Origin of the sequence: Azospirillum sp. (assembly GCF_035628975.1) — a bacterium.
In the GTDB taxonomy this organism is placed as follows: domain Bacteria; phylum Pseudomonadota; class Alphaproteobacteria; order Azospirillales; family Azospirillaceae; genus Azospirillum.
The window spans coordinates 39,653-64,093 of sequence record NZ_DASPIS010000103.1 but is presented as its reverse complement, the minus strand read 5'-3'; the positions used below and the strand labels follow the sequence as shown (position 1 = coordinate 64,093).

Sequence of the window (24,441 nt, the reverse complement as noted above, 5' to 3'; positions counted from 1 at the left end):
ACTGCCGCCGCTCCTTTGCGAAACTTCACCAAGCATCCTGCCCCCTCTCCCGCGGAGCGGGGGAGGGATGGGGAGGGGGCACCCGAAGCGGAACTCCTCACGCCCCTCCCGTACCCGGCCCGCCGGGCGCGAAGGGGGAGCCGCGGTCGTTGCGGCCGTAGGCGGTGGACCAGCCCGGCGCGCCCGAGCCATAGCCGCGGCGCAGCGAGCGTTCCTGGTAGATGTCGGCCAGCACGGCGCCGTCGCCGCCCATCAGCGCGCGGGTGGAGCACATCTCCGCGCACAAGGGCAGCTTGCCTTCCGCCAAGCGGTTGGAGCCGTATTTCTGGTACTCCTCCACGCTGTTGTCCGCTTCGGGACCGCCGGCGCAGAAGGTGCATTTGTCCATCTTGCCGCGGCTGCCGAAATCGGTGGTGCGCGGGAATTGCGGCGCGCCGAACGGGCAGGCGTAGAAGCAATAGCCGCAGCCGATGCACAGGTCCTTGCTGTGCAGCACCACCCCGTCCGCGGTCTGCAGGAAGCAGTCGACCGGGCACACCGCGGCGCAGGGCGGGTCGTTGCAGTGCATGCAGGCCATGGAGATCGACCGCTCGCCCGGCTTGCCGTCGTTCAGCGTGACCAGCCGGCGGCGGTTGATGCCCCAGGGGACCTCATGCTCGTTCTTGCAGGCGGTGACGCAGGCGTTGCACTCGATGCAGCGTTCGGCGTCGCACAGGAACTTCATCCGGGCCATGTTCTACCTGCTTCCCTGTCGCGTTCCGCTCACGCCGGCTCGACCCGGCAGAGGGTGACCTTGGTTTCCTGCATGAAGGTGACGGGGTCGTAGCCGTAGGTCGTCACCCCGTTGACCGGTTCGCCCAGCACGATGGGGTCGGTGTTGGGCGGGTAGTTGCCGCGCAAGGACTCGCCCTGCCAGAAGCCGGAGAAGTGGAAGGGCATGAACACCGTGCCGCCGCCGACGCGCTCCGTCACCAGAGCCTTCACCTTGGCCTTGCTGCCGTCCTCCGGCCCATAGACCCAGACCCAGGCGCCGTCCTTGATGCCCAGCCGTTCGGCATCCCCGGTGTTGATCTCCACGAACATCGACTGCTGCAACTCGGCAAGCCAGACGTTGGAGCGCGTCTCCTCGCCGCCGCCCTCGTACTCGACCAGCCGGCCGGAGGTCAGCACCATGGGGAAGCGCTGGCGCAGGTCGCTGTCGGCCACCTTGAACTGCAGCGAGCGGGCAAGCTGGACCAGACGGAAGTCGCGCCGGTCCTCGATGGCCGGATACGCTTTCACCAGCTCCGGCCGCGGGGAATAGATCGGTTCGCGGTGGATCGGCACCGGGTCGGGCAGGTTCCAGGCGACGGCGCGCGCCTTGGCGTTGCCGTGCGGCACGCAGCCATGCTTCAGCGCGACGCGGATGATGCCCATCGACAGGTCGGTCTGCCAGCTGACGCTGTCCACGTCGTTGCCGCCGATGGCCTGGATGACGCGCATCTCCTCCGCCGTCAGATCCTTGTCCCAGCCCAGCTTCTTCAGCACGGCCATGGTGAATTCGGGATAGCCGTCCTCGATCTCCGACCCCTTCGAATAGGAGCCGTCGGCCAGCAGCGAGACGCCGTTGCGCTCCACCCCGAAGCGGGCGCGGAACACGCCGCCGCCGTCCATCACATGCTTGGAGGTGTCGTAGAGCACCGCCGATCCCGGATGCTTGATCTCCGGATGGCCCCAACTGGGCCAGGGCAGGCCGTAATAATCGCCGGCACAGGGGCCGGAGGCGGCCCGCATGGTGATCTTGTCGAAATCGGCCTGATGCTTCATGTGCATCTTCAGCCGTTCCGGCGACTGGCCGGTGGCGCCGATGGACAGGCAGCCGCGGTTCATCTCGCGCAGGATGTCCTCCGGCACCGGGCGCGTGTTCTCCACGGTGATGTGCTTGAACATCTCGTCGGCGAAGCCCAGCTTGCGGGCCAGCAGGTAGATGATGGTGTAGTCGTCCTTCGATTCGAAGATCGGCTCCACCACCCTCTCCCCCCACTGCATCGAGCGGTTGGAGCAGGTGCGCGACCCGTCGGTCTCGAACTGGGTGCAGGCCGGCAGGATGTAGGTGCCGTTGCGCCGCTCCTTGATGGCGGCGAAGGTGGTCGGGTGCGGGTCGGCGATGACCAGAAGGCTGAGCTTCTCCAGCCCCTTCACCATCTCCGGCATGCGGGTGACGGTGTTGCCGCCATGGCCGAAGCACATCATGGCGCGCAACGGGCTGGGCTGGTCGATCTCGCCCGGCTTGGCCAGCACCGCATCGAACCAGCGCGTGGTCGGGATGCCCTTGGCCTCCATCAGCTCCTTGGAGCCGAAGCGGCTTTTCAGATAGTCGTACTCGACGTCCCAGGCGCGGGCGAAATGCTTCCACGCCCCTTCGGCCAGTCCGTAATAGGCCGGCAGCGTGCTGACGTCGAGGCCGAAGTCGGTGGCGCCCTGCACGTTGCAGTGGCCGCGGTAGATGTTGGCCCCGCCGCCGGCCACGCCGATGTTGCCCAGCGCCAGCTGCAGGATCGACAGCGCGCGGACGTTGGCGGTGCCGACCGTGTGCTGGGTGACGCCCATGCACCAGATCACGGTGCTGGGCTTGTTCTTCGCAATCACCTCCGCCACCCGGCGCAGCTGGGCACCGGGAACGCCGGTCACCCGCTCCACCTCCTCAGGAGTCCACTTCTTCACCTCGGCGCGGATCTCGTCCATGCCGTAGACGCGCTGGCGGATGTACTCCTTGTCCTCCCAGCCATTCTCGAAGATGTGCCACAGCAGGCCCCAGGCGATCGGGATGTCGGTGCCGGGACGGATGCGGACATATTCGGTGGCGTGCGCCGCGGTGCGGGTGAAGCGCGGGTCGATGACGATGAAGGGGGCGCGGTTGTGCTCCTTGCCGCGCAGCATGTGCTGCATCGACACCGGATGCGCCTCCGCCGGGTTGCCGCCGACGATCAGCAGCGCCTTGGAGTTCTGGATGTCGTTGTAGCTGTTGGTCATGGCGCCGTAGCCCCACGTGTTCGCCACGCCGGCGACCGTGGTGGAATGGCAGATGCGCGCCTGATGGTCGACGTTGTTGGTCCCCCAGAAGGCCGCCAGCTTGCGGTAGAGATAGGCGCCTTCATTGGAGAACTTCGCCGAACCCAGCCAGAACACCGCGTCCGGTCCCGACGCCTGCCGGATGTCCGCCAGCTGGTTGCCGATCTCCTCGATCGCCTGGTCCCAACCGATCCGTTGCCACACGCCGTCGACCAGCTTCAACGGGTATTTGACCCGCCGGGTGCCCTTGGTCAGCTCGCGCACCGACGCGCCCTTGGCGCAGTGGGTGCCCTGGTTGATCGGGCTTTCCCAGCCCGGCTCCTGCCCGACCCAGACGCCGTTCTGTACCTCGGCGATCACCGTGCAGCCGACCGAACAGTGGGTGCAGACGTTCTTGCGCGTCACCACCTCGATGTTCGGCAGGATGGGACCCGCCTCCGCCTTGCGGATCATGGCGCCCGGCAGCGCGCCGACGGCGGCGATTCCGCCGGCGGCAAGACCGGACCGCCGCAGAAAGCCGCGGCGGCTGACGCCCGACTCCAGACTGTCGGCCAGCGCCCCGAACAGACCGGAGCTCTTGCCGCGCGACGCTTTCGCTGAGGACCGTTTGACCAGCATTGGAACTCTCCCGGCCACTCTAGAGGCGGTTCAGCGCATAGAAGCGCTTGACGTGTTCGGTTTCGCGGTAGCGGGCCTTCACCTGCTCCTGCGGCGATTCCATGGCCTGCGCCTCCTCGCCGCCGGGCAGCACGGTGGCCGCGGCGGCCCCGGCCGCGCCCAGGCCCAGCGTCTTCAGGATGTCGCGGCGCTGCAGGGGATTGCGCGCGGGTTCTGGCGGCGTCTTCATGCGTCGGCTCCCTCCAGCTGGCCAGCCCCATGGATGGGATTTCTGGCCAGCGCTTCGTCTTCGATCTCCAGGAACAGGCGGCCGATGGCGCCGACCGGGCGATAGAGGGCGGCAGCCTCAGCCGTTTCCAAATCCTGGAAGAATCGCCCGGCCCAGGGCATCAGATGGCTGTCCAGCATGTGCCGCTGCACGGCTGGATCGGCCCCTTCGCGGATCAGCACGGCCATCACGTCGCAGACCGCGGCGATGTGGTCCTCCGGCTCCGACACGTCGGGTGCGCGCTCCAGCCCCAGCGCCTGCAGGTCGGCGCGCAGGGCAGACAGCGGCCGGTCGGTCAGGAAGCCGGTACGGTAGTAGGAGGCATAGGGGACCAGTTCGCCCTGGACGACGCCGATGAACAGCGCGTTGAACTCCCGCTCCGCCTCCTGCGGGCTGGTGGCGCGGGCGCGGGAGGCGAGGTCGTCGAAGGCATGGCCGATCGCCGTGGCGTCGCCCGTGAGGCCGCCGAGCAGCCCCAGCAGGTCGGCGGAAGGCGGAGCCGCCAGCGTCAGTGCCAGCAGCCGGTAGACGTCGGCGCGCAGACCGTCCGCGCCGCTTTCCGGATCATGAACCGTCATCGCACTCCCGCAAGCCGCTCCCGACAAATCGCGAAGGCCATGGCTGGCCCAGACTGGGATAACGGTCCGCAGGGGCAAAGGTTGCCTTATCCGGTCGAGGTTACCCGGCCGGTATCATCCTTTTCCCACCCGCGGCATCACTTCTGCGGACGGCCGGAGAAGTTGCGGTGCTCGACGGACGCCTCTTCCCCCACCCGCGCGCCGACGGAGGCGAAGGTCTCGTCGGCGGTTCGGGCGAACAGGGTCGGCAGGACCGCCCAAGTGCCCGCGGCCAGGACCACGATGGCGCAGAGCGCGGCGAGGAAGGCTTTCATCGACGGTTCTCCAAACAACGCCCGGCTGAGCGAACTCCCGGATGAGCGGGGCCGCATCCGGGCTTCCCCTCAACCCGGGCACAACACCGCGGGAACCGGAATGTTTCCGCGTTCTCTTTTCCGCTTGATATGCTCTAAGAGAGTACATATGGTTTTGCTCAGAACGAGCATACAGCGGAGCAGCCAGATGCCCGAGGTCGCCGAACTCGCCTACACCCCCGCCGTCGCCGCGGCGACCGCGGCGATCTACGACCGGATGAAGCGTGTCGTGCCGGCCATCGAGTGGCCCTTCCACGCGCCGCTGGTCCACGCGATCAATGAACTGAAGCGGGAACGCAACGCCGTCATCCTGGCCCACAACTACCAGACGCCGGAGATCTTCCACGGCGTGGCCGACATCGTCGGCGACAGCCTGGCGCTGGCCGCCAAGGCGACCCAGACCGACGCCGACGTGATCGTGCTGGCCGGCGTGCATTTCATGGCGGAAACGGCGAAGCTGCTGAACCCGGCCAAGACGGTGCTGATCCCCAGCCGCAACGCCGGCTGCTCGCTGGCCGACAGCATCACCGCCGCCGATGTCCGCCTGCTGCGCGAGGCGCATCCCGGCGTGCCGGTGGTCGCCTATGTCAACACATCGGCCGAGGTGAAGGCGGAGGTCGACATCTGCTGCACCTCGGGCAATGCGGTGGAGGTGGTGGAATCGCTGGGCGTCGACCGGGTGATCTTCCTGCCCGACGAATATCTGGCGAAGTACGTCGCCACCCAGACCAAGGTCGAGATCATCGCCTGGAAGGGCCATTGCGAGGTGCATGAGCGCTTCACCGGCGTGGAGATCGAGGATTTCCGCCGCCGTTTCGACCGGCTGACCGTGATCGCGCACCCGGAATGCCCGCCCGACGTGCTGGAGGCCGCCGATTTCGTCGGCTCCACCGCCCGCATGATCGACTTCGTCGGCTCGGAGAAGCCGCCGCGGGTGCTGATGGTCACCGAATGCTCGATGAGCGACAACGTCGCCGCCGCGTCGCCGGAGACGGAGTTCGTGCGTCCCTGCAACCTCTGCCCGCACATGAAGACGGTGACCCTGTCGAGCATTCTTGAGTCGCTGCAGACCCTGGAACCGCGGGTCGAGATCCCGGACGCGCTCGCCGCCCGCGCCCGCCGCTCCGTGGAGCGCATGCTGGCGGTGAAGCCGAAGTGAGCGCTTAGAAAAGCCCCCTCCCGGGGCGGGCTACGGCATCCACATATCTCCGAGCAGCTTTAAGCCTCTGGAACCAAAAGAGCTTTGCGTCATCCCCGCGAAGGCGGGGATCCAGAAAACTCCGCAGTTCAGCCGCTGAGTCCGCTGGATTCCCGCCTCCGCGGGAATGACGGCCGAAGAGGCGCTTTCATTCCAGTTTCTTACAAGTTCCTGAGATCTGTTCATCGCCTAGCTTCCGAAGGGAGAGGGAGAGTCAGGAGTCCTCCCATGACCTCCAGCACGCCTTACGATGTCCGCGATGCCGAGGTGATCGTCGTCGGCTCCGGCCTTGCCGGGATGACCGCGGCGCTGCAACTCGCCCCCCGCGCCGTCACGCTCATCACCAAGACCGCCGGCCTTCCCGGCGGCTCCAGCCTTTACGCACAGGGCGGCGTCGCCGCCGCCGTCGGCCCCGGCGACCGGCCGGAGGACCATGCCGCAGACACCATCGCAGCCGGGGCCGGGCTGGTCGACGCCGCGATAGCGGCCCTGCTGACCCGTGACGGCGCCGCCTTGGTCCGCCGCCTGCTCAATGAAGGCCTGCCCTTCGACCGCGCGCCGGACGGCGCGCCGCTGCTGGGCCGCGAGGCCGCCCATGGCGCCGCGCGCATCATCCATGCCGGAGGCGACGCCACCGGCCGCACGCTGGTCACCGCCCTGGCCGAGCGCCTGCACGCCACCCCTTCGATCCGGGTGGAGACCGACGCCTTCGCCGTCGATCTCGTCCTCCGCAACGGCCGGGTCTGCGGCCTGCTGGCCTGCCATCCGGAGGGTTGGGTCCTGCACCGTGCGCCCCGCGTGATCCTGGCGACCGGCGGCATCGGCGCCGCCTTCGCCCGCACCACCAACCCGGCGGAGGCGACCGGCGACGGGCTGGCCATCGCCGCGCGGGCCGGCGCCCGGCTGGCCGACCTGGAATTCGTACAGTTCCACCCCACCGCACTCGCCGTCGATGCCGATCCGGTGCCGCTGCTGACCGAAGCCCTGCGCGGTGCGGGCGCCCTCCTGCTCGACAGCAAGGGCCGGCGCTTCATGCCCGACGAGCATCCGCTGGCGGAACTGGCACCGCGCGACGTGGTCGCCCGCGCAATCGGCCGGCGCGTCGCGGCGGGGGAGCCGGTGTTCCTCGACCTTCGCCCGGCGCTGGATGCGAAGCCGGACGGCTTTCCCACCGTGCTGGCGCTCTGCGCCGAGCATGGACTCGATCCGTTCGCGGAGCCGATGCCGGTGGCCCCCGCCGCCCACTACCACATGGGCGGGGTGGTCACCGACGCCGACGGGCGCACCAGCCTGGAGGGGCTGTGGGCCTGCGGCGAGGTCGCCTGCACCGGCGTCCACGGCGCCAACCGGCTGGCGAGCAATTCCCTGCTTGAAGCCCTGGTGTTCGGCGCCCGTGTCGCCCGCGACGTGGCGGAACGGCCGCTGGCGCCGCTGCCGCCCTTCGCCCTACCCCGTCCCCCGGCGGTCGCCGCCGATGTCGGCCATGCCCTGCTCGACGCCATCGGGGCGGAGGCGCGGACGGCGCTCTACGAAAGCGCCGGGCTGGTCCGCAACGGGCTTGGGCTGCTGGCCGCCCGTCGCAAGCTGGACCGGCTGGCAACGGCGCTGGACACGCTGCGCTGCGAGGATGGCGACGTGGCTCCACCCGAGGTCGTCCGCCAGTGGGGCGAGGCGCGCAACCGGCTGCTGGTCGGCCGGCTGGTCGTCCATGCCGCCCTGGCGCGGGAGGAAAGCCGCGGTGCCCATTGCCGCAGCGACCATCCCCTGCCGAATCCCGCCTCCAACCGCCACTCCCTGACCCTCAGCGATCTGGCCGGCACCGCCGGTCCCCTGCCCGGAGACGCCGCATGCTGCATCCTCTGACCGTCGAGCCCATTGTCCGCGCCGCCCTGGCCGAGGATCTGGGCCGGGCCGGCGACATCACCACCGACAGCATCATCCCGGCCGATACGGTGGCGACCGCCCGCATCGCCGCCCGCAAGGACGGCCGCGTCGCCGGACTGGAGGCGGCGCTGATCGCCTTCCGCCTGCTCGACCCCGGCATCTCGGTGACGGTGGAGCGCGCCGACGGCGACGACGTGCCCCCCGGCGGCACCATCGCCACCCTCACCGGCAAGGCCCGCGCCCTGTTGACGGCGGAGCGCACGGCGCTGAACCTGATGGGCCGCCTGTCCGGCATCGCCACCGCCACCCGTGCCCTTGTGCGCGAAGTGGAGGGAACCAATGCCCGCATCGTCTGCACCCGCAAGACCACCCCGGGCCTGCGCGTTCTGGAAAAGCATGCGGTGAAGCTGGGCGGCGGCTTCAACCACCGCTTCGGGCTGGATGACGCGGTTCTGATCAAGGACAACCACATCGCGGTCGCCGGCGGCGTGCGTCCGGCCGTGGAGCGCGTCCGCGCCGCCATCGGCCACATGGTGAAGGTGGAGGTGGAGGTCGACACGCTCGACCAGTTGGACGAGCTGCTGGGCCTGCCGGTCGATGTCGTCCTGCTCGACAACATGGACCCGGACACGCTGCGCCGCGCCGTGCGGATGGTGGACGGCCGGCTGCTGACCGAAGCATCGGGCAACGTCACGCTCGCCACCGTCCGCGCCATCGCCGAGACCGGCGTCGACATGATCAGCTGCGGCTGGCTGACCCACAGCGCCCCGAACCTGGATTTGGGGCTGGATATGTGATTGTGAGACCTGGAAGAGATCCCCTCTCCCCCCCGGGGAGAGGGGGATGTGGTCAGGCTTTTTCCCCTTACGCCGCCAGCTTTTCGACCGTGCCGTCCAGGCCCATCAGAAGCAGTTCGACCTCGAGGTCGGGATGGCGCTCCTTGACCATCGCCTTCAGCTTGGTCAGGTATTGGCCGTGCACCGCGGTCTCCTTGGCGGGGTCGGACGCCACGTCCATGCCGAGGAAGACCTTGTAGGCGCCGCAGTCGCGGTGATCCATGACGATCACGCGCTTGATGTGGTGCAGTTCCTTGGCGACCGCGACATGGTCCCAGAAAGCCTCGCCCCAGGCCGGCTTCTTGTCGGTCAGGGCGCCCAGGCTGGCGCCGGCCAGAATGACGTGGTCGTAATTCGCCTGCATGTTGCGGGCGTTCATGTAGCCGGCGACATGCCCCATCAGGCGATAGTCCATGCAGGACAGCAGAAGCGTGTCGACGCTGCCGGCGCGGGCCGGGCGGCTCATCATCATCGGCGCCATCAGAGTCACGCCGGCACCCAGCGTCGCCAGCTTCAGAAACCCGCGGCGCGAGCTGTGTTCGCCGTGGCAGCAGCCATGGTGATGACCGGTCGAATGATCCATTGTGCCCTCCAACACGCCCCGAACCCATATCGGGGGTTTCACGCGCGATGGTGGCAGGCAAATGGTAAAAATTTCAATATAGGGGCTTCCATCAAGTGGAAAAGCAATAATTATTCATCTCTGTGGCATTTTTCGGAAAGCTTGCCCTGCAACCGTGAAATCGTGCCTCTCAACGGCACAAAGGAAACGGGCCGCCCGGTGAGGGGCGGCCCGTTCCAGAGCATGGACGTTCCTGGTCGTCAGCGTGCGGCGATCATCCGCCGCGCGTGCTGCTGGGCGCCGGGGTTCCGACCGATCCGACAGTGCCGGAGGCCGGCGGCGGCGACGCGCTCGCGCTATGGCTGGACGAACACTCCGCGTTGGCGATCCCAGCCGTCAGGAGTGCGGCGAGACCGAACAATGCGGCGACAACCGGACTGGCTCCATGAGACATTGGATCACCTCCTTTCTGAAACGTTGCGACCACCAATAGATTGACACAGCAGGGCGCTTGGTCAATGGCCGATTCGACTGCCGCCGCTCCGTCTCCCATACGGACAGGTTTGGAGGCCATGCCTGACCAATTTCATCGGGTTTCCAGCAGGCCGCTCATGGTCGCGAACAGCTCCGACTTGGCCTCGAACCCGATGCCGGGCAGGTCGGGCAGGCGCACCCGGCCCTCCTCCACGGCGATGCCGTCGGCGAAGCCGCAGAAGGGCTTGAAGACGTCGGGGTAGGATTCGTTGCCGCCCAGATGCAGGCCGGCGGCGATGTTCAGCGACATCTGGTGGCCGCCATGCGGCACCACCCGGCGGCTCGACCAGCCGTTCTCCTTCAGCATGTCCAGCGTACGCATATACTCCACCAGCCCATAACTCAGCGCGCAGTCGAACTGCAGCCAGTCGCGGTCGGGGCGCATGCCGCCGTGGCGGATCAGGTTGCGGGAGTCCTGGTGGGAGAACAGGTTCTCGCCGGTCGCCATCGGGCGGTCGTAATGGTTGGCGAGTTCGGCCTGCAGCGCATAGTCCAGCGGATCGCCGGCCTCCTCGTACCAGAACAGGCCGTAGGGCTTCAGCGCCTCCGCATAGGCGATGGCGGTGTCGAGGTCGAAGCGGCCGTTGGCGTCGACGCACAGGTTCTCGCCCGATCCCACGACCTCCAGCACCGCGTCGATCCGGCGCAGATCCTCCTCCAGCGGGGCGCCGCCGATCTTCATCTTCACGACCTTGTAGCCGCGGTCGCGGTAGCTGCGCATCTCGTCCTGCAGCGCCGTCACATCCTTGCCGGGATAGTAATAGCCGCCGGCCGCATAGACCCACACGCTGTCGTCGGCCACCCCGCCGCGGAAGCGGTCGGCCAGCAGGCGGTAGAGCGGCACGCCGGCGATCTTCGCCACGGCGTCCCATACCGCCATGTCGACGGTGCCGACGGCGACGGAGCGTTCGCCATGGCCGCCCGGCTTCTCGTTGGTCATCAGCCGCGCCCAGATGCGGAACGGGTCCAGGTTTTCGCCGGTGTCGTCCAGCAGGCTGTCGGGAGCGGCGCTCATCAGCCGGGGAATGAACCGTTCGCGCAGCAGCCCGCCCGCGGCATAGCGGCCGTTGGAGTTGAATCCGTAGCCGATCACCGGCTTGCCGTCGCGCACCACGTCGGTGACCACCGCCACCACGCTGCAGGTCATCTGGCTGAAATCGATGAAGGCGTTGGCGATGTCGGACTTGATGCCGGCGGTCTGCTCGCGGATTTCGACGATGCGCATGGCGGTTCCTCTTGCAGCGTGGTGGCGCGTTTCGTGCCGGCACTGTAGGGATGGTGCGGGCCGCCGGGCCAATGCCAAGGCCGAAACGCATCATGCGGGTTCGGCATAAGACGGCGGCCGGCAGACGTGACGAAGATTGGGCGATGGAACTCTCCTGGCTCGACGATTTCCTGGCGCTGGTGGATTGCGGCAACTTCTCCCGCGCCGCCGACGCGCGCCACCTGACCCAGCCGGCCTTCAGCCGCCGCATCCGCGCGCTGGAGGATTGGGCCGGCACCCCGCTGTTCGACCGCAGCGGCCAGCCGGTGACCTTGACCGAGGCCGGACGCCGCTTCCGCCCCTTCGCCGACGAGACGGTGCGCCGCCTGCTGCAGGGGCGCGAGGAGGCGCGGCTCGCCGCCCAGTCTGAGGCCGCGACCCTGCGCTTCGCCGCAACGCACGCGCTGTCGCTGACCTTCTTCCCCTCCTGGCTGCGGGCGCTGGAGGCACGGGCGCGGCTGGGCGCCATCACCCTATCGTCGGACAGCATGGAGGCCTGCGAGCGGCTGATGCTGGCAGGCCAGGCGCAGTTCCTGCTGTGCCATGCCCACCCGGCGGCGGCCGGCCGGCTGGACGCGGAATCCTTTCGCTCCATCGTCGTCGGCAGCGACCGGCTGCTGGCGGTGACCGCCCCGGACGCCGGCGGGCGGCCCCGCCATCTGCTGTCCGACGGCGAAACCGCGGCGCTGCCCCACCTGTCCTACAGCCGGGAATCCGGCATGGGCCGCATCCTGGAGGCGGTGCGGGCGGTGCAACCGCTGCCCGGCGCGCTCGACACCGTCTTCACCTCTCACCTCGCGGCGGTTCTGCGCACGCTGGCGCGTGACGGGCGCGGGGTGGCATGGCTGCCGGAAAGCCTGATCGCCGAGGATCTGGCCCGCGGAACCCTGGTTCGGGCAGGCGTTCCTGCCGCCGACACGCGCTGGACCGTGCCGGTGCAGATCCGGCTGGTCCGTCCGCGCGCGCGCCAGAGCAAGGCGGCGGAGAGCTTCTGGACCCTGGCGGTGGAGGCCGCGCTGTGGCGCAATGCCGAGTCGCCGCCGGATCCCGGAATCGCGGTTGCCGAGTTGGAACACCCTATGGAAAAAGAGTTGTGACACTCGCCCCCTAAGGCACTTTGTTCGTTGACATTCCCGCCGATGATCGTCCAACGAGTCGATTTCGCTGGCGCTAACCCTTTCGATCAGGCAAAATTTGCCTAGTTTGGGGTGCAGCCGGGCCTCGACGCCCCCGGCCGGATGGCCGGAGCCAAGACCTGTTCGCCGGCTGGTCCAAGAAGCGTCGCACCAGCGACCGGAGGAACCATCATGGGCGTGAGCAGCATCGGCGGTATCGGCGGCTATCAGCAGCAGCCCTACGTCACCCCGCTCAGCAGCGGTCCGGCCGCGGCGCAGCGGTCCACCTCGCCGGTCGAATCCGCACAGGAAGACCAGGACGAACGCACCCGCCGCCAGCAGGAGGCGCAGAACGTCCAGGCCGGTTCCGGCGGCAACACCACCCCGACCCGCGGCCAGAACCTGAACATCACGGTCTGATCGGCACCTGTCGCACGGCCGGAACGGCAGGGGAGTGAAACGGGGCGCCCGGCAACGGCCCCCTCCAGTCAGCGGACAACAGACGCGGGAGGCACCGATGGAGATCCGTGGCGTTTCCAGCACGACGGCAGTCCGCCCGACGGCTTTCCAGCCGACGGAGGCCGGCGTCGCCGCCCCTTCGGCCGACTCTACCCAGCCCACCCCCACCCAGACCGGCGGCACCGCCACCGGAGGGGAAGCGGGGAAGTCCTCCGGACCCGGCTATATCAGCCCCTATCTGCGCTACGATCAGGGTGCGCGGGTCGCGGTGCTTTATTTCCGCGACTTCGATACCGGCGAAACCCAGGACCAGATTCCGTCCCAGCGCGTCGTCGAGGAATATCGCCGCGCCGCCGACCGTCTTGCGCAGGACGACCAGAGGAAATCCGCCGGGACGCAGGCGGCAAGCGGCGGCAAGGCGGATACGGCTGCCGATTCCACCGACGGGTCGGCCAGGACTGCATCGGGGACAGGCTCCGCAACGACGCGAGGCATTGCCGGGAGCGGAGCGGGCGGCACATCCCCGGGCGTGTCCTTCGCCACCACCACCGGCAGCAGCGGAGCGGCGGTTTCCTCAAGCGTCTCGACAGGCGTTTCCGCCGGCTTCACGCCCGCCGCGGCGGCCGGCGGCTATGGCGGATCGCCGGGCGGCCTCGTCTCCGTCACGGTCTGAGCGCTTCCGCCCCCTTCCGTCGGACAATCCCCTCTTGTGATGATGACTGCCGCGGCAATCGGGTCGCGACGGATCGCTCCGCCTCCTGTTTGAAGTCCCGGTTCGGAAGGCTTCAACGACGGGGGAAAGCTACGATGGCCCAGGTTCGGCTGCACTGCACCACGGCAGGTCCCGACAACGGTCCCCTGGTGATCCTGCTGCATGGGTTTCCCGAATACAGCCGGTCCTGGCGCCGACAGGTCGGGCCGCTGGCCGACGCCGGTTTCCGCGTGTTGGTGCCGGACCAGCGCGGCTACAATCTCAGCGACAAGCCGCCACGGATCGACGATTACCGCATCGACCGGTTGGCGGAGGATATCCTGCGCCTCGCCGACGATGCCGGGCGTTCGCGCTTTTCCGTCGTCGGCCATGACTGGGGCGGGATCGTGGCATGGTGGCTGGCGCTGACCCATCCCGACCGGATCGGGCGGCTGGCCATCCTCAATGCTCCCCATCCGGCGACGCTGCGCAGCCACATGATGCGGCACCCCGGACAGATGCTGAAAAGCTGGTATGTCGGCTTCTTCCAGCTGCCCGGCCTGCCGGAACGGCTGATGCGCGCCAACAGCTTCCGCATGGCGGAACGGTCGCTGCTGGCCTCCAGCCGCCCCGGCACCTTCAGCCGCGACGATCTCGCCGGCTATCGGCAGGCTTGGCAGCAGCCCGGCGCGCCGACGGGGATGATCAACTGGTACCGCGCCTTGCGGCTCCGCCCGCCCCTTCCGACGGTGCGCGTCCGGGTGCCGACGCTGATCGTCTGGGGCGACCGCGACGCTTTCCTGGATCGAAGTTTGGCGGAGGAGGCGGCGGCGCTGTGCGATACAGTGCAGGTTAGTCACCTGACGCAGGCTTCCCACTGGGTGCAGCATGAGGAACCCGAAGCGGTCAACCGGTTGTTGGCCGACTTTCTCCACTCCGACGTTCCGGCGGACGGCCGAGGCCGGGAAGCGGCAACGGCGGAACGAGCCCCTGCCCCCTGACCGGCACGACCGGTGTCTGGCATGATGGCCGGCATGATGGCTGGTTCATCGGCAATACCGGCCTTCCCCCGCTTCATCGCCATCGACTGGTCCGGTGCCCGCGGCAAGCGCTATGCCGGCATCGCAGTGGCGGAGTGCCGGGACGGCGATTCGGCCCCGGCTCTGGTGGACGGCCCCGGCGGCTGGTGGTCGCGGACGGCTGTGTTCGGCTGGCTGCGGTCGGAACTGGCGCGCGAACCGGCACTGGTCGGCATCGACTGCGCCTTCTCCCTGCCCTTCGCCATGGCGGCGCGCGGCTTTCCCGGCCGGGAGGCCACCGTCTTCGACCTGTGGGATGCGGTGGAGGAGGTCTGTGCCGGTGAACCGGATTTCGGCGGCGGTCCCTTCGCCGTCCATCCGCTGCATGGCGCCGGTTTCTGGCATGGCGGCCCGCAGCCGGACTGGTACAAGGACCCGCACCGGGCAACCGAATGGGCCTGCCGCGCCGACGGGCTCGGCCACCCGCAAAGCCCCTACAAGCTGATCGGTTCGCGTCAGGTCGGCAAGGGCGCGCTCGCCGGCATGCGTGTGCTGCGCGCCCTGCGCGCGGCGCTGCCCGAACGGCTGGCGGTCTGGCCCTTCGAGGATCCGGTGCCGGGCGGAAGCGTGATGGTGGAGATCTACCCGCGCCTGTTCCTGAAACACACCGGCTTCGGCCAGCGCAAGATCCGCGACGCCGCCGAGTTGGACGAGGCGTTGCACCGGCTGGGCTCGCGTCCGCTGGAACGGACCGGCGCCATCAGCGATCATGACAGCGACGCGCTGGTCTCGGCCGCCGGCCTGCGCCGGCTCGCCGACATCCCGCGGGCCTGGACGCCACCGGGTCTGGACGGGACCGCGCGGCGGCAGGAAGGATGGATTTTCGGCGTGGGGATGACGGGATCATGAGCGCAGTCGACGGTGTGCCGGCGGAAGGTTCAGCTCCGGGCACGGCAGGCGGATCCAAAGCGGGCGGATCGCGCCGCCCGGCGATCGACGTCGCGCGCGGGTTGGCGCTGGTCGCCATGGCCCTCTATCACGCCAGCTGGGACGCCACCTACTTTGGGCTCGCCCGCTTCGACCTGCTGGGCGACCCGCTCTGGCTCGCCGCCCGCACCATGATCCTGTCGAGCTTCCTGCTGCTGGCCGGCATCGGGCTGGTGCTGGCGACCCGTGACGGCCTTGATACCGGACGCTTCCTGCGCCGGCTGGGGCGGGTGGCGGCCGGGGCGGCGGCGGTTTCGGCGGCATCCTACGCCCTGTTCCCAGACAGCCCGATCTTCTTCGGCGTGCTGCACCACATCGTGCTGGCGAGCATCGTCGGCCTTGCCTTTGTCCGCCTGCCGGCGGCACTGACCCTGACAGCGGCTGCGGCGGCGGTGCTGGCCGGCACCTCGCTGTCCTTCCCCGCGTTCGACAGCCCATGGCTGCGCTGGATCGGGCTGACCAGTGTGGCGCCGGATTCCAACGACTTCGTGCCGGTCCTGCCCTGGATCGGTGCCGTGCTGACGGGAATCGGGCTGGCACGGCTTTGGCCGGGGATGGGCGAGGGCATGGCGGTGAGCAGTGCTGCCGGACGAACGCTGGCGCTGGCCGGACGGCACAGCCTTGCGGTCTATCTGCTGCACCAGCCGGTTCTGTTCGGCATCGCTTGGGCGGCAGCACAGATGCTGCCGGTGGAGGCGCCGGCGGTGCGCGATTTCCAGGCCGCCTGCGTGGCGAACTGCGAGCGCGCCGGCGTCGCGTCGGCGACCTGCACCGCCAACTGCCGGTGCGTGCAGTCGGAACTGGCGCGGAAGGGGCTATGGGAAGGTTTCGTCGCCAATCGCCTGAGCGAGCGGGAGCAGCGCGGGCTCGAAGACGCGGTTGCCGTCTGCCGGAAGCCCTGAGAAAGGGTGCGGCCGGGTGGCTGGCCGTCCCCCGAACCGATCAGACCGAACCGATCAGACTGACTGCCGCTTTTCCAACAGGCCGCGAAGCAGGCTGGTCAGCGTCTCGGCCAGACGGTACTGGTCCTCGGGCGGCAGGGTGTCGATGACGCCCGCAAAGTCGTTGAGCGGATCGTGGCGCAGCAGTTCCAGCGCCTTGGGCGTCGGATGCAGCTGGGTTACGCGGCGATCCTCCGGAACCGGAACGCGGACCAGCAGTTCCTTGCCCACCAGCACTTCCACCATCTGCGAGGCGGCGCCGCGCGTGGTGGCATGGAAGTCGGCGAAGGCCGACACGGTGCGCTGGCTGTTGTTGGCGCCGGCGAAATAGCGCAACGCCGTCCACTGCGACGGCTTCAGCCCGTGGGTATAGCCCAGGCTGTCCGCGATGTGGGCGATCTGCAGCATCACGTCGGCAATGGCCTGCGGCGACGCGCCGCCGGTGTGATCCGAGTGGGCGATATCCATTCCGGCTCCCATGGGTCCGGTTCCGATCGAACCCGCTCCAATGGGAGAACCGATTGGAGTGCGATCCAGCGCACCGTTCTTCCGCACCGACATCCGTCCCGCAGCAACGCCGCGCACTTTTGCGAAGTCCATTTTTTCCACTCTATAAAGTTTAGTGGCTATACGATGGCCATACAAAGAGGCAGGCGGCTATCGCTGAAAGGCGGCAGCCACGTCGATCATGAGATCGTCACATACTGTAGCGCGACTGAACTGAAAACGGAACCGCGAACACTTCGCTCGTTTGTTGCGAATTGTCGCATCGGCGCAGGGGTCCCGGCTAAGGCTCGGCTGTTAGAAACCCTTGTGAAACACAGGCAAAATCGGCATATCGGCCATGCTGACTCGCTTCGTCGCCATGTTTCACTGGCGTAATCTTCGATTCGGCGGTATACGCGCGCGATGACCACATCCCCCGTTCCGAAGTCCGCATCGCCGGCCGCCGCTCAGACCATGGGCGCCCCGAAGGTCGGCATCGTCAGCCTCGGCTGCCCGAAGGCGCTCGTCGATTCAGAGCGCATCCTGACGCGCCTGCGCGCGGAGGGGTACGAGATCTCCCCCAGCTACGACGGCGCCGACGTCGTGCTGGTCAACACCTGCGGTTTCCTGGACAGCGCCAAGAAGGAATCGCTGGACGCCATCGGCGAGGCGATCAAGGAAAACGGGCGGGTCATCGTCACCGGCTGCATGGGCGTGGAATCGGACCTGATCCGGCAGATCCACCCCGACGTGCTGGCCGTCACCGGTCCCCACCAGTATGAACAGGTGGTCACCGCGGTGCACGAGGCGGTGCCGCCGACGCACAACCCCTTCACCGACCTGGTGCCGCCCGAAGGGCTGCGGCTGACCCCGCGCCACTACGCCTACCTGAAGATTTCCGAAGGCTGCAACAACCGCTGCAGCTTCTGCATTATCCCGTCCTTGCGCGGCGATCTGGTCAGCCGGCCGATCCATTCGGTCCTGCGCGAAGCGGAAAAGCTGGCGGTCGCCGGTGTCAAGGAACTGCTGGTCATCTCCCAGGACACCAGCGCCTACGGCGTCGACGTGAAGTACAAGACGGAGAAATGGTACGACCGCGAGGTCCGCACCCGCTTCTTCGACCTGTGCAACGAGCTGGCGAACTTCGACCTGTGGGTCCGCCTGCACTACGTCTACCCCTACCCGCATGTGGACGAGGTCATCCCGCTGATGGCGGAGGGCAAGATCCTTCCCTATCTCGACATCCCGTTCCAGCATGCCTCGCCCACCGTGCTGAAGGCGATGCGCCGCCCGGCCGCCCAGGAAAAGCAGTTGGACCGCATCCGCAAGTGGCGCGACGAGTGCCCGCATCTGGTCCTGCGCTCCACCTTCATCACCGGCTTCCCCGGCGAGACGGAGGAGGACTTCCAGTTCATGCTGGACTGGCTGAAGGAGGCCCAGCTCGACCGCGTCGGCTGCTTCAAGTACGAGCCGGTGGAGGGCGCCACCGCCAACGACCTGCCCGGCGCCGTCCCGGAAGAGGTCAAGCAGGAGCGCTGGGAGCGCTTCATGGAGACGCAGAAGGCGATCAGCGCCGAACGGCTCCAGCAGAAGGTGGGCTGGACGCTGGGCGTGCTGATCGACGAGGTGGACGAGGACGGGGCCATCGGCCGCTCCTACGCCGACGCGCCGGAAATCGACGGCAACGTCTTCCTGAACGGCGAGACCGGCCTGAAGCCCGGCGACATGGTCGACGTCACCATCGAGCATGCCGACGAGTACGACCTGTGGGGCAGCGTCGAGCGCGACCTGTAATCCCACCTTACGGAGAGCGCCATGCCCGTCACGCCGGACGATGCCGAACTGATGGACGTCCAGCAGGGCGGGCGCTGCTTCTTCTGCGACGGGCCGGTGGGGGCGAAGGCGACCTTCGACCACCTGATCCCCCGGGCCTATGGCGGGATCGACGATCCGGCCAACGTCGTGCTGGCGCATCGCCGCTGCAACCAGCGCAAGGACGACCGCCTGCCGACCGACGAGGAGCTCGACCGCTTCTTCGCGTTGCGCCGCTCCAGCCAGCTTGGCGTCTGGCCCCCCTTGCGTGCGCTGCGCGACGGGGATGAGGGGGCCGACGAGGAGGAGCGGTGGATGGCGGTGGCGCAGGCGATCGCGCGGGAACGGTAAGGTGCCCGATCCGGTTGATGGGAGGATACCTTATATAATGGGAGACTCCCCCCGATGACCGGTTCGCAGAACAAGCAGCCCCACACCGAAGAGACCATCCGCCACACTGAGGGCGAGCAGAACACCGGCAACCACAAGAAGCCGGATGCCCCCGACGCCAAGGGCGCCGACCGCTTCGGCGGCACCCGCGCCGGCGCGGAGAATGTCGAGCCCAAGACGTAAGCAGCGGGATCGGGGACTTTCGGGCTGGCATCCCATGCCCGGCCTGTGCGAGACCTGTGGGAAATTCGGGGACGGCGCCCGCAGACTTCCTGCCCCAGGCGACCGCCCCCACCTCGCACCCGTGACCCGATGGCTCCTTCGATCTTCAAACGCTACAAGCTCCATTTCACGCGGCCGCTGCCCGGCCTGCGCCCCGGCCGGCCGGAACGGGACGCCATGGTGGAGCGCGTGCGGCGGCTGGCCAGCGAGAACGGTATGGCCGGCGACCTGCACGCCATCGCTCCCAACGCCGGCTTCGGCATCCTGGAGGTCCGCTGCACCGAACGGCTGGCCCGCCGCCTGTCCGACCTGTCGGAAATCGAAACCGTCCAGGAAGCCTGACCGCCGGACCTTCCCCTGCGCCGGTTGGGCGCGCCAGTTCAGCGCGCCCAACCGGCGCGAAGGTGTTATGCGGCTGGCCGCCACGTTCCACCGCCCTAGGTCAGGCTCGACCGGTCCCGACTTGCGGATCGGAACCACCAGACCTGAGAGGGGAGACACCGACATGGCGATGCGGCAATCGGACGCCGAATGGCGCGGCGACCTGAAATCGGGCAGCGGCAAGATGCGGCTGGGCAGCGGGGCCTTCGAAGGCGCCTATTCCTTCCCGTCGCGCTTCGAAAACGGACAGGGCACCAATCCGGAGGAGTTGATCGCCGCCGCGCATGCCGGCTGCTTCTCCATGGCGCTGTCCGCCGGCCTCGCCCAGGCCGGCCACACCCCGACCCGCGTCCACACCACCGCCAAGGTCCATCTGGAAAAGGCCGGCGCAGGCTTCGCCATCAGCCGGATCGAGCTGGAGTGCGAGGCGGAGATCCCCGGCATCGACGACGCCACCTTCCAGGAACAGGCGGCCGGCGCCAAGGCCAACTGCCCGGTGTCGAAGGCGCTCGCCGGCACCGAGATCAGCCTGACCGCCAAGCTGGTCTGACGCCACGGCGATCCATGCGCCGCCCGGTCGACGGGCGGCGCTTCGTCCAATTCGCGTGCCGCCGGCGATAATAAATCGGCTTGGCCGGGATGAACCTGCCGGAAGGGCAAGGGGTCGTCCGCGCCGCTGCTCGGCCGAAGGGCAGATTGACCCAACAGCATCCGCCCACCCATAGTGCCGCGTTCCGCGCGCGGAAGCTCCCGTCTTCCGTCCGCCGTATCAATCGAACGACGGACAATGTTTGCCGCAGCCACTCGCCTTCTTAAGCCAGCACTTCTTCTGCTTGCGCTCGCGTGGGCTGTACCGGCGGCTGCGACCGATGCCGGCAGGCCGTCGACCGGACCCGAACCGGTGATCCTGGCGCTGGACGGCGAATTCGGGCTGACCAACAGCACCTCGGCCGAGGCCATAGAACGCGGCATCCTGACCGCCATCGACGACATCAACCGCCAGGGCGGCGTGCTGGGCGGACGGCCGCTGGCCCTGATCACGCGCGAACACCGGTCGATCTCCGCCCGCGGCATCAAGAACATCCGGGAACTCGCCACCATCCCCGACCTGATCGCGGTGTTCGGCGGACGGTTCAGCCCGGTGGTGATCGAGGAGCTGCCGGTCCTGCAGCAGACCCGCACCCTGTTCCTGGCGCCGTGGTCGTCGGCGGACGGCATCGTCGACAACGGGATGAATCCCAACTACATCTTCCGCCTGTCGCTGCGCGATGGGTTGGCCATGCCCTTCCTGCTGACGCGCGCTGCCGACCGCGGGCTGACCCGCGTCGGGCTGCTGCTGACCAACACCGCCTGGGGGCGCTCCAACCTGGAGGCGGCGAACCGTCATCTCGCCGGGCGCGACAGCCCGAGCGTGGTCGGCACCGCCTGGTACAATTGGCGCGACCGCACCCTGATCGACAAGTACGAGGAGCTGGAGGCCGCCGGCGCCCAGGCCATCCTGCTGGTCGCCAACGACGACGAGGCCGCCGTGCTGGTGCGCGAGGTGGCGGCCCTGCCGCCCGGCCGGCGGCTGCCGATCCTCAGCCACTGGGGGGTTACCGGCGGGGATTTCGTTGGGCAGGCCGGACCGGCCCTGCAGGAGGTCGACTTCACCGTGATCCAGACGGTCAGCCCCTTCCGCATCCCGCCCGAACGGCTGGCGCCGGTCCTGGAAACCGCGGGGCGACTGTTCGGCATCCACCGGCCGGAGGACATCGTGTCGCCGGTCGGCTTCCTGCACGCCTACGACCTGACCCGCATCCTGGCGCTGGCGATCGACCGCGCCGGCACCACCGACCGGGCCGCCGTGCGCGACGCGCTGGAGCAGGTCGGCCCCTATCGCGGGGTGATCCGCGATTTCGACCGCCCCTTCGCCCCCGACCGGCACGAGGCGCTGGGGCCGCAAGACCTGCTGATGGCGCGTTTCCGCGCCGATGGCGTTCTGGTCCCGATGGAATGAGCGCGCCGATGTCCGGACCCGATCCCTACCGCCCCCCGAACGGCGCCATTCCCAGCGCGGCGCAGCGGATGCTGACCTCCGGCCGGCTGGCCCGCCGCTTCGCGCTGGTGTCGCTGATGCTGGGCGTGCTGATCGCCATCCTGATCGGCGCCAGCCTCTATGTGGTGTCGAGCCGCCATCTGGCGCGCCAGCATCTCGCCAATGTGGAAGCGAACGCCAGCCTCGCCGCCCGCCAGACCGAAGGGCTGCTCAACACGCTGGTCACCACCGTGCGCGAGTTGGCCGACAACAGCGTGCTCGCCACGGCTCTGGTCGATTCCGCGGGCAAGGAAACCTATCTGGTCCCCTTCCTGGGCAGCTTCGACCACATCGCCAGCGTGCCGCTGGCGATCGTCTTCACCGATTTCGAAGGGGAACCGATCGCCGACAACGGGCGCCGGTCCGGCACGCTGTCCATCTCCCCCGCCGACATGGCCTGGCTCCGCGCGGCAATCGCCGCCGGAAAGCCGGCCGCCACCGTGATCCACCAGGACGACACCCATTACCTGCTGGCGGCGGAGATGCTGATCTATTCCCGCACCAGCTCGCCGGAAGGGGCGCTGCTCTACAAGGTTCCGCTCGACTCCCTGGTGCTGCATCCGGAAGCGGAGCTGCTGCACACCGGGGAGCAACCGCGGCCGCTGGCTTCGGACATGATTGCGGTGACCGTTCCGCTCACCGTGCCGAACAGGTTGTCAACGCTCGGGCTGCAGCTTCGGCTGGAGGCGCCGGGCACGCCGACCACGGCCCTGCTGTCCTGGATGCTGCCTGCCTACGGCCTGGTCGCCGTCGCCGCCCTGCTGGCGATCTATATCGGCAGCCGCGCCGTCGGCAGCCACATGACCCGCTCCCTGCGCGAACTGGAACGGCTGGCCGGCTCCATCGCCACCGACGGATTCACCGGCCAGCGCGCCAGGGTGCGCGGCAACGACGAGGTGTCGGCGCTGGCCCGCGGCTTCAACGCCATGCTGGACCATATCGCGGCGATCCAGCGCGAGCGCGAGATGCGCGCTGCCGAGGAGATCACCATCCAGCGCACGCTGGCCGAACGCGCCGAACAGGCGCGCGCCGAGGCCGAAAGCGCCCGCAACGAGGCGGAGCGTTCGCGCCAGGAGGCGGTGATGGCGCTGATGGTGGCGGAGCGCGCCAACGCCGCCAAGACCCATTTCCTGGCCGCCGCCAGCCACGATCTGCGCCAGCCGGTGCAGTCGCTGGTCCTGCTGACCTCGGCATTGGCGCTGAGGCTGGGCGACCATCCCGCCGCATCGCTGGTCGGCAGCATCGAGGCGTCGATGGACGCGCTGTGCCGGCTGCTCGACGCCATCCTGGACATTTCGAAGCTGGATGCCGGCACCGTCTCCCCCAACGTGCAGACGGTGTCTCTCGGCGCCATCTTCGCGCGGCTGGAGGGGGAGTACCGCCTCCGCGCCGCGGAGAAGGGCATCGCCTTCCGCAGCGTTCCCACCGGCGTGACGCTGAACGCCGACCCGGCCCTGCTGGAGCGGATCATCCGCAATCTGGTGGAGAACGCACTGCGCTACACCGACCATGGCCGCATCCTGCTGGGCTGCCGCCATGGCTCCGGGACCTTGCGCATCCAGATCCACGACACCGGCATCGGCATTCCACCGGAGCATCTGGAGCGGATCTTCCACGAGTTCTACCAGATCTCCAACCCCACCCGCGACCGCGGCAAGGGGCTGGGGCTGGGGCTCGCCATCGTCGACCGGCTGGCGCGGCTGCTGGGATACCGGGTGCATGTCGCGTCCCGGCCCAACCGCGGCTCCTGCTTCACGCTGGAGATCCCGATGCCGGCCCTGTCCGCGCCGGCCATCGTACCGGCGGCGGCGGAGGCGGAGCACGCCCCGCAACCGGGGCGCGGCATCGCGCTGGTGATCGACGACGACCCGCTGGTGCGCGAGGGACTGACCCTGCTGATCGAGGATCTCGGCTGGCGGGCGATCGCGGCGGACAGCGCCGGCCATGCGCTCCGCCTGCTGCGGGAGCAGCCGCGCCCGCCCGATCTGGTGATCGCCGATTACCGGCTGGAGGCGGGGGCCACCGGGCTGCAGGCGATCCACGCGGTGGAGACCGCGCTGACGGAACAGGGGCACGCACCGCCCCTCAGCGTCGTGCTGACCGGCGACACCGCGCCCGAACGCATCGCCGATGCCGAGGCCAGCGGCTACCGCATCCTGCACAAGCCCATCGCGGCCAAGGAGGTGGCGCAGTTGCTGAGCGGCGCGCTGCTGGACGGGCCCGGCCGCGACGATGCCCGCGGGCCCACACCTGAAGGCGCCGGCCGCCGCGACTCAGCCATCCTGCAGGGCTGAGCGCGCCGGCCGGCCGCTTCCTGCCTTCGGCACGCTACCCGCGCTGGGATTGCCCTGCGGCATCGACCTGGAGGGCGAGCCGCTCTATGGCACGCACCGCCATCTCCTGGCGGCGTGCCGGGTCTCGTATCTCCTGCCGCAGATGGGCCGCCGCCGCGTCTTCCAGCGCGCCCCGTGCCTCCTCGGGCGTGAGGAGGCCCTTTTCAACCATTGCAATCACCAGCGATTCACAAATCGAGAGAGCGGCCATGCCCGCCGCCTCTTCCTCCGCCGTCATCATGCCCCCCGTCCGTTTGTTCCTTGCACTGCCCCGGCGTCGGCGCTGCCCATCCGACATCGCAAAAGGCATAGGAACAACAGCGGGGTCTGTGGCGCGTCACACCACATTCGAGAAAAATATCCGGCCTATTAACCTATGTTG

General features: G+C 68.6%; 25 protein-coding genes. 16 read left to right on the top strand and 9 right to left on the bottom strand.

The window, feature by feature from the left end; translation table 11 throughout:
* Nucleotides 1-97: 97 nt before the first annotated feature.
* From fdh3B to VD964_RS23225, 5 genes are all read right to left on the bottom strand, one after another.
* Nucleotides 98-733 (bottom strand): formate dehydrogenase FDH3 subunit beta, encoded by a 636-nt coding sequence (gene fdh3B / locus VD964_RS23245; RefSeq protein WP_014189539.1) that lies wholly within the window; start codon nt 731-733, stop codon nt 98-100.
* Between the two features lie 29 nt (nt 734-762).
* Nucleotides 763-3,669 (bottom strand): formate dehydrogenase subunit alpha, encoded by a 2,907-nt coding sequence (locus VD964_RS23240; RefSeq protein WP_324870871.1) that lies wholly within the window; start codon nt 3,667-3,669, stop codon nt 763-765.
* Between the two features lie 19 nt (nt 3,670-3,688).
* Nucleotides 3,689-3,898: a twin-arginine translocation signal domain-containing protein gene (locus tag VD964_RS23235; protein WP_014189537.1), complete on the bottom strand. Its 210-nt coding sequence runs from the start codon at nt 3,896-3,898 to the stop codon at nt 3,689-3,691.
* Nucleotides 3,895-4,515: a molecular chaperone TorD family protein gene (locus tag VD964_RS23230; protein ID WP_324870870.1), complete on the bottom strand. Its 621-nt coding sequence runs from the start codon at nt 4,513-4,515 to the stop codon at nt 3,895-3,897. Before VD964_RS23230 ends, VD964_RS23235 begins: the two co-directional genes overlap by 4 nt.
* Nucleotides 4,516-4,652: 137 nt before the next feature.
* A complete protein-coding gene (locus VD964_RS23225) occupies nt 4,653-4,829 on the bottom strand; it encodes a hypothetical protein (protein WP_324870869.1) in 177 nt (58 codons plus the stop codon).
* Between the two features lie 187 nt (nt 4,830-5,016).
* On the opposite strand from VD964_RS23225, the gene nadA reads away from it, so the two are divergent.
* The 3 genes from nadA to nadC all read left to right on the top strand — a co-directional run bounded on the left by nadA (nt 5,017) and on the right by nadC (nt 8,747).
* Nucleotides 5,017-6,027 carry a quinolinate synthase NadA gene (gene nadA / locus VD964_RS23220; RefSeq protein WP_324870868.1) on the top strand — a complete coding sequence of 337 codons (1,011 nt, stop codon included), beginning with the start codon at nt 5,017-5,019 and terminating at the stop codon, nt 6,025-6,027.
* A gap of 267 nt (nt 6,028-6,294) precedes the next feature.
* Nucleotides 6,295-7,929, top strand: coding sequence for an L-aspartate oxidase (locus tag VD964_RS23215; RefSeq protein ID WP_324870867.1), 1,635 nt, complete (start codon nt 6,295-6,297; stop codon nt 7,927-7,929).
* A complete protein-coding gene (gene nadC / locus VD964_RS23210) occupies nt 7,914-8,747 on the top strand; it encodes a carboxylating nicotinate-nucleotide diphosphorylase (protein WP_324870866.1) in 834 nt (277 codons plus the stop codon). The genes VD964_RS23215 and nadC overlap by 16 nt, the downstream gene beginning before the upstream one ends.
* A gap of 67 nt (nt 8,748-8,814) precedes the next feature.
* Here nadC and VD964_RS23205 read toward each other — a convergent pair whose 3' ends face one another.
* Nucleotides 8,815-9,369 (bottom strand): carbonic anhydrase, encoded by a 555-nt coding sequence (locus VD964_RS23205; RefSeq protein WP_324870865.1) that lies wholly within the window; start codon nt 9,367-9,369, stop codon nt 8,815-8,817.
* A gap of 565 nt (nt 9,370-9,934) precedes the next feature.
* Nucleotides 9,935-11,107: a mandelate racemase/muconate lactonizing enzyme family protein gene (locus tag VD964_RS23200; RefSeq protein WP_324870864.1), complete on the bottom strand. Its 1,173-nt coding sequence runs from the start codon at nt 11,105-11,107 to the stop codon at nt 9,935-9,937.
* 143 nt (nt 11,108-11,250) lie between these two features.
* On the opposite strand from VD964_RS23200, the gene VD964_RS23195 reads away from it, so the two are divergent.
* The 6 genes from VD964_RS23195 to VD964_RS23170 all read left to right on the top strand — a co-directional run bounded on the left by VD964_RS23195 (nt 11,251) and on the right by VD964_RS23170 (nt 16,319).
* The gene (locus VD964_RS23195; protein ID WP_324870863.1) at nt 11,251-12,243 is read left to right on the top strand and encodes a LysR family transcriptional regulator; all 993 of its coding nucleotides are present in this window, start codon (nt 11,251-11,253) and stop codon (nt 12,241-12,243) included.
* Nucleotides 12,244-12,453: 210 nt separating this feature from the next.
* On the top strand, nt 12,454-12,681 hold the full coding sequence (locus tag VD964_RS23190; protein ID WP_324870862.1) for a hypothetical protein: 228 nt from the start codon (nt 12,454-12,456) through the stop codon (nt 12,679-12,681).
* A 97-nt stretch (nt 12,682-12,778) separates the two neighbouring features.
* The gene (locus tag VD964_RS23185; RefSeq protein ID WP_324870861.1) at nt 12,779-13,393 is read left to right on the top strand and encodes a hypothetical protein; all 615 of its coding nucleotides are present in this window, start codon (nt 12,779-12,781) and stop codon (nt 13,391-13,393) included.
* A 134-nt stretch (nt 13,394-13,527) separates the two neighbouring features.
* Entirely contained in the window at nt 13,528-14,412 is an 885-nt protein-coding gene (locus VD964_RS23180) for an alpha/beta hydrolase (protein ID WP_324870860.1), read from the top strand.
* A 33-nt stretch (nt 14,413-14,445) separates the two neighbouring features.
* Nucleotides 14,446-15,339 carry a hypothetical protein gene (locus tag VD964_RS23175; protein WP_324870859.1) on the top strand — a complete coding sequence of 298 codons (894 nt, stop codon included), beginning with the start codon at nt 14,446-14,448 and terminating at the stop codon, nt 15,337-15,339.
* The gene (locus VD964_RS23170; protein WP_324870858.1) at nt 15,336-16,319 is read left to right on the top strand and encodes a heparan-alpha-glucosaminide N-acetyltransferase; all 984 of its coding nucleotides are present in this window, start codon (nt 15,336-15,338) and stop codon (nt 16,317-16,319) included. Before VD964_RS23175 ends, VD964_RS23170 begins: the two co-directional genes overlap by 4 nt.
* Before the next feature lie 54 nt (nt 16,320-16,373).
* Here VD964_RS23170 and VD964_RS23165 read toward each other — a convergent pair whose 3' ends face one another.
* A complete protein-coding gene (locus VD964_RS23165) occupies nt 16,374-16,826 on the bottom strand; it encodes a MarR family winged helix-turn-helix transcriptional regulator (RefSeq protein WP_149227146.1) in 453 nt (150 codons plus the stop codon).
* A gap of 492 nt (nt 16,827-17,318) precedes the next feature.
* On the opposite strand from VD964_RS23165, the gene rimO reads away from it, so the two are divergent.
* From rimO to VD964_RS23130, 7 genes are all read left to right on the top strand, one after another.
* The gene (rimO, locus tag VD964_RS23160) at nt 17,319-18,638 is read left to right on the top strand and encodes a 30S ribosomal protein S12 methylthiotransferase RimO (protein WP_149227236.1); all 1,320 of its coding nucleotides are present in this window, start codon (nt 17,319-17,321) and stop codon (nt 18,636-18,638) included.
* Between the two features lie 21 nt (nt 18,639-18,659).
* Nucleotides 18,660-19,007, top strand: coding sequence for an HNH endonuclease (locus VD964_RS23155; RefSeq protein ID WP_324870857.1), 348 nt, complete (start codon nt 18,660-18,662; stop codon nt 19,005-19,007).
* 54 nt (nt 19,008-19,061) lie between these two features.
* Nucleotides 19,062-19,229: a hypothetical protein gene (locus VD964_RS23150; RefSeq protein WP_324870856.1), complete on the top strand. Its 168-nt coding sequence runs from the start codon at nt 19,062-19,064 to the stop codon at nt 19,227-19,229.
* Nucleotides 19,230-19,358: 129 nt separating this feature from the next.
* A complete protein-coding gene (locus tag VD964_RS23145; protein WP_014189516.1) occupies nt 19,359-19,610 on the top strand; it encodes a hypothetical protein in 252 nt (83 codons plus the stop codon).
* A 163-nt stretch (nt 19,611-19,773) separates the two neighbouring features.
* Nucleotides 19,774-20,199 carry an OsmC family protein gene (locus tag VD964_RS23140; protein ID WP_324870855.1) on the top strand — a complete coding sequence of 142 codons (426 nt, stop codon included), beginning with the start codon at nt 19,774-19,776 and terminating at the stop codon, nt 20,197-20,199.
* 351 nt (nt 20,200-20,550) lie between these two features.
* On the top strand, nt 20,551-21,648 hold the full coding sequence (locus VD964_RS23135) for an ABC transporter substrate-binding protein (protein ID WP_324870854.1): 1,098 nt from the start codon (nt 20,551-20,553) through the stop codon (nt 21,646-21,648).
* Between the two features lie 8 nt (nt 21,649-21,656).
* Nucleotides 21,657-24,020, top strand: a complete 2,364-nt coding sequence (locus VD964_RS23130; protein WP_324870853.1) for a hybrid sensor histidine kinase/response regulator — start codon at nt 21,657-21,659, stop codon at nt 24,018-24,020.
* A gap of 34 nt (nt 24,021-24,054) precedes the next feature.
* Here VD964_RS23130 and VD964_RS23125 read toward each other — a convergent pair whose 3' ends face one another.
* Entirely contained in the window at nt 24,055-24,300 is a 246-nt protein-coding gene (locus tag VD964_RS23125) for a hypothetical protein (protein ID WP_324870852.1), read from the bottom strand.
* Nucleotides 24,301-24,441 lie beyond the last annotated feature (141 nt).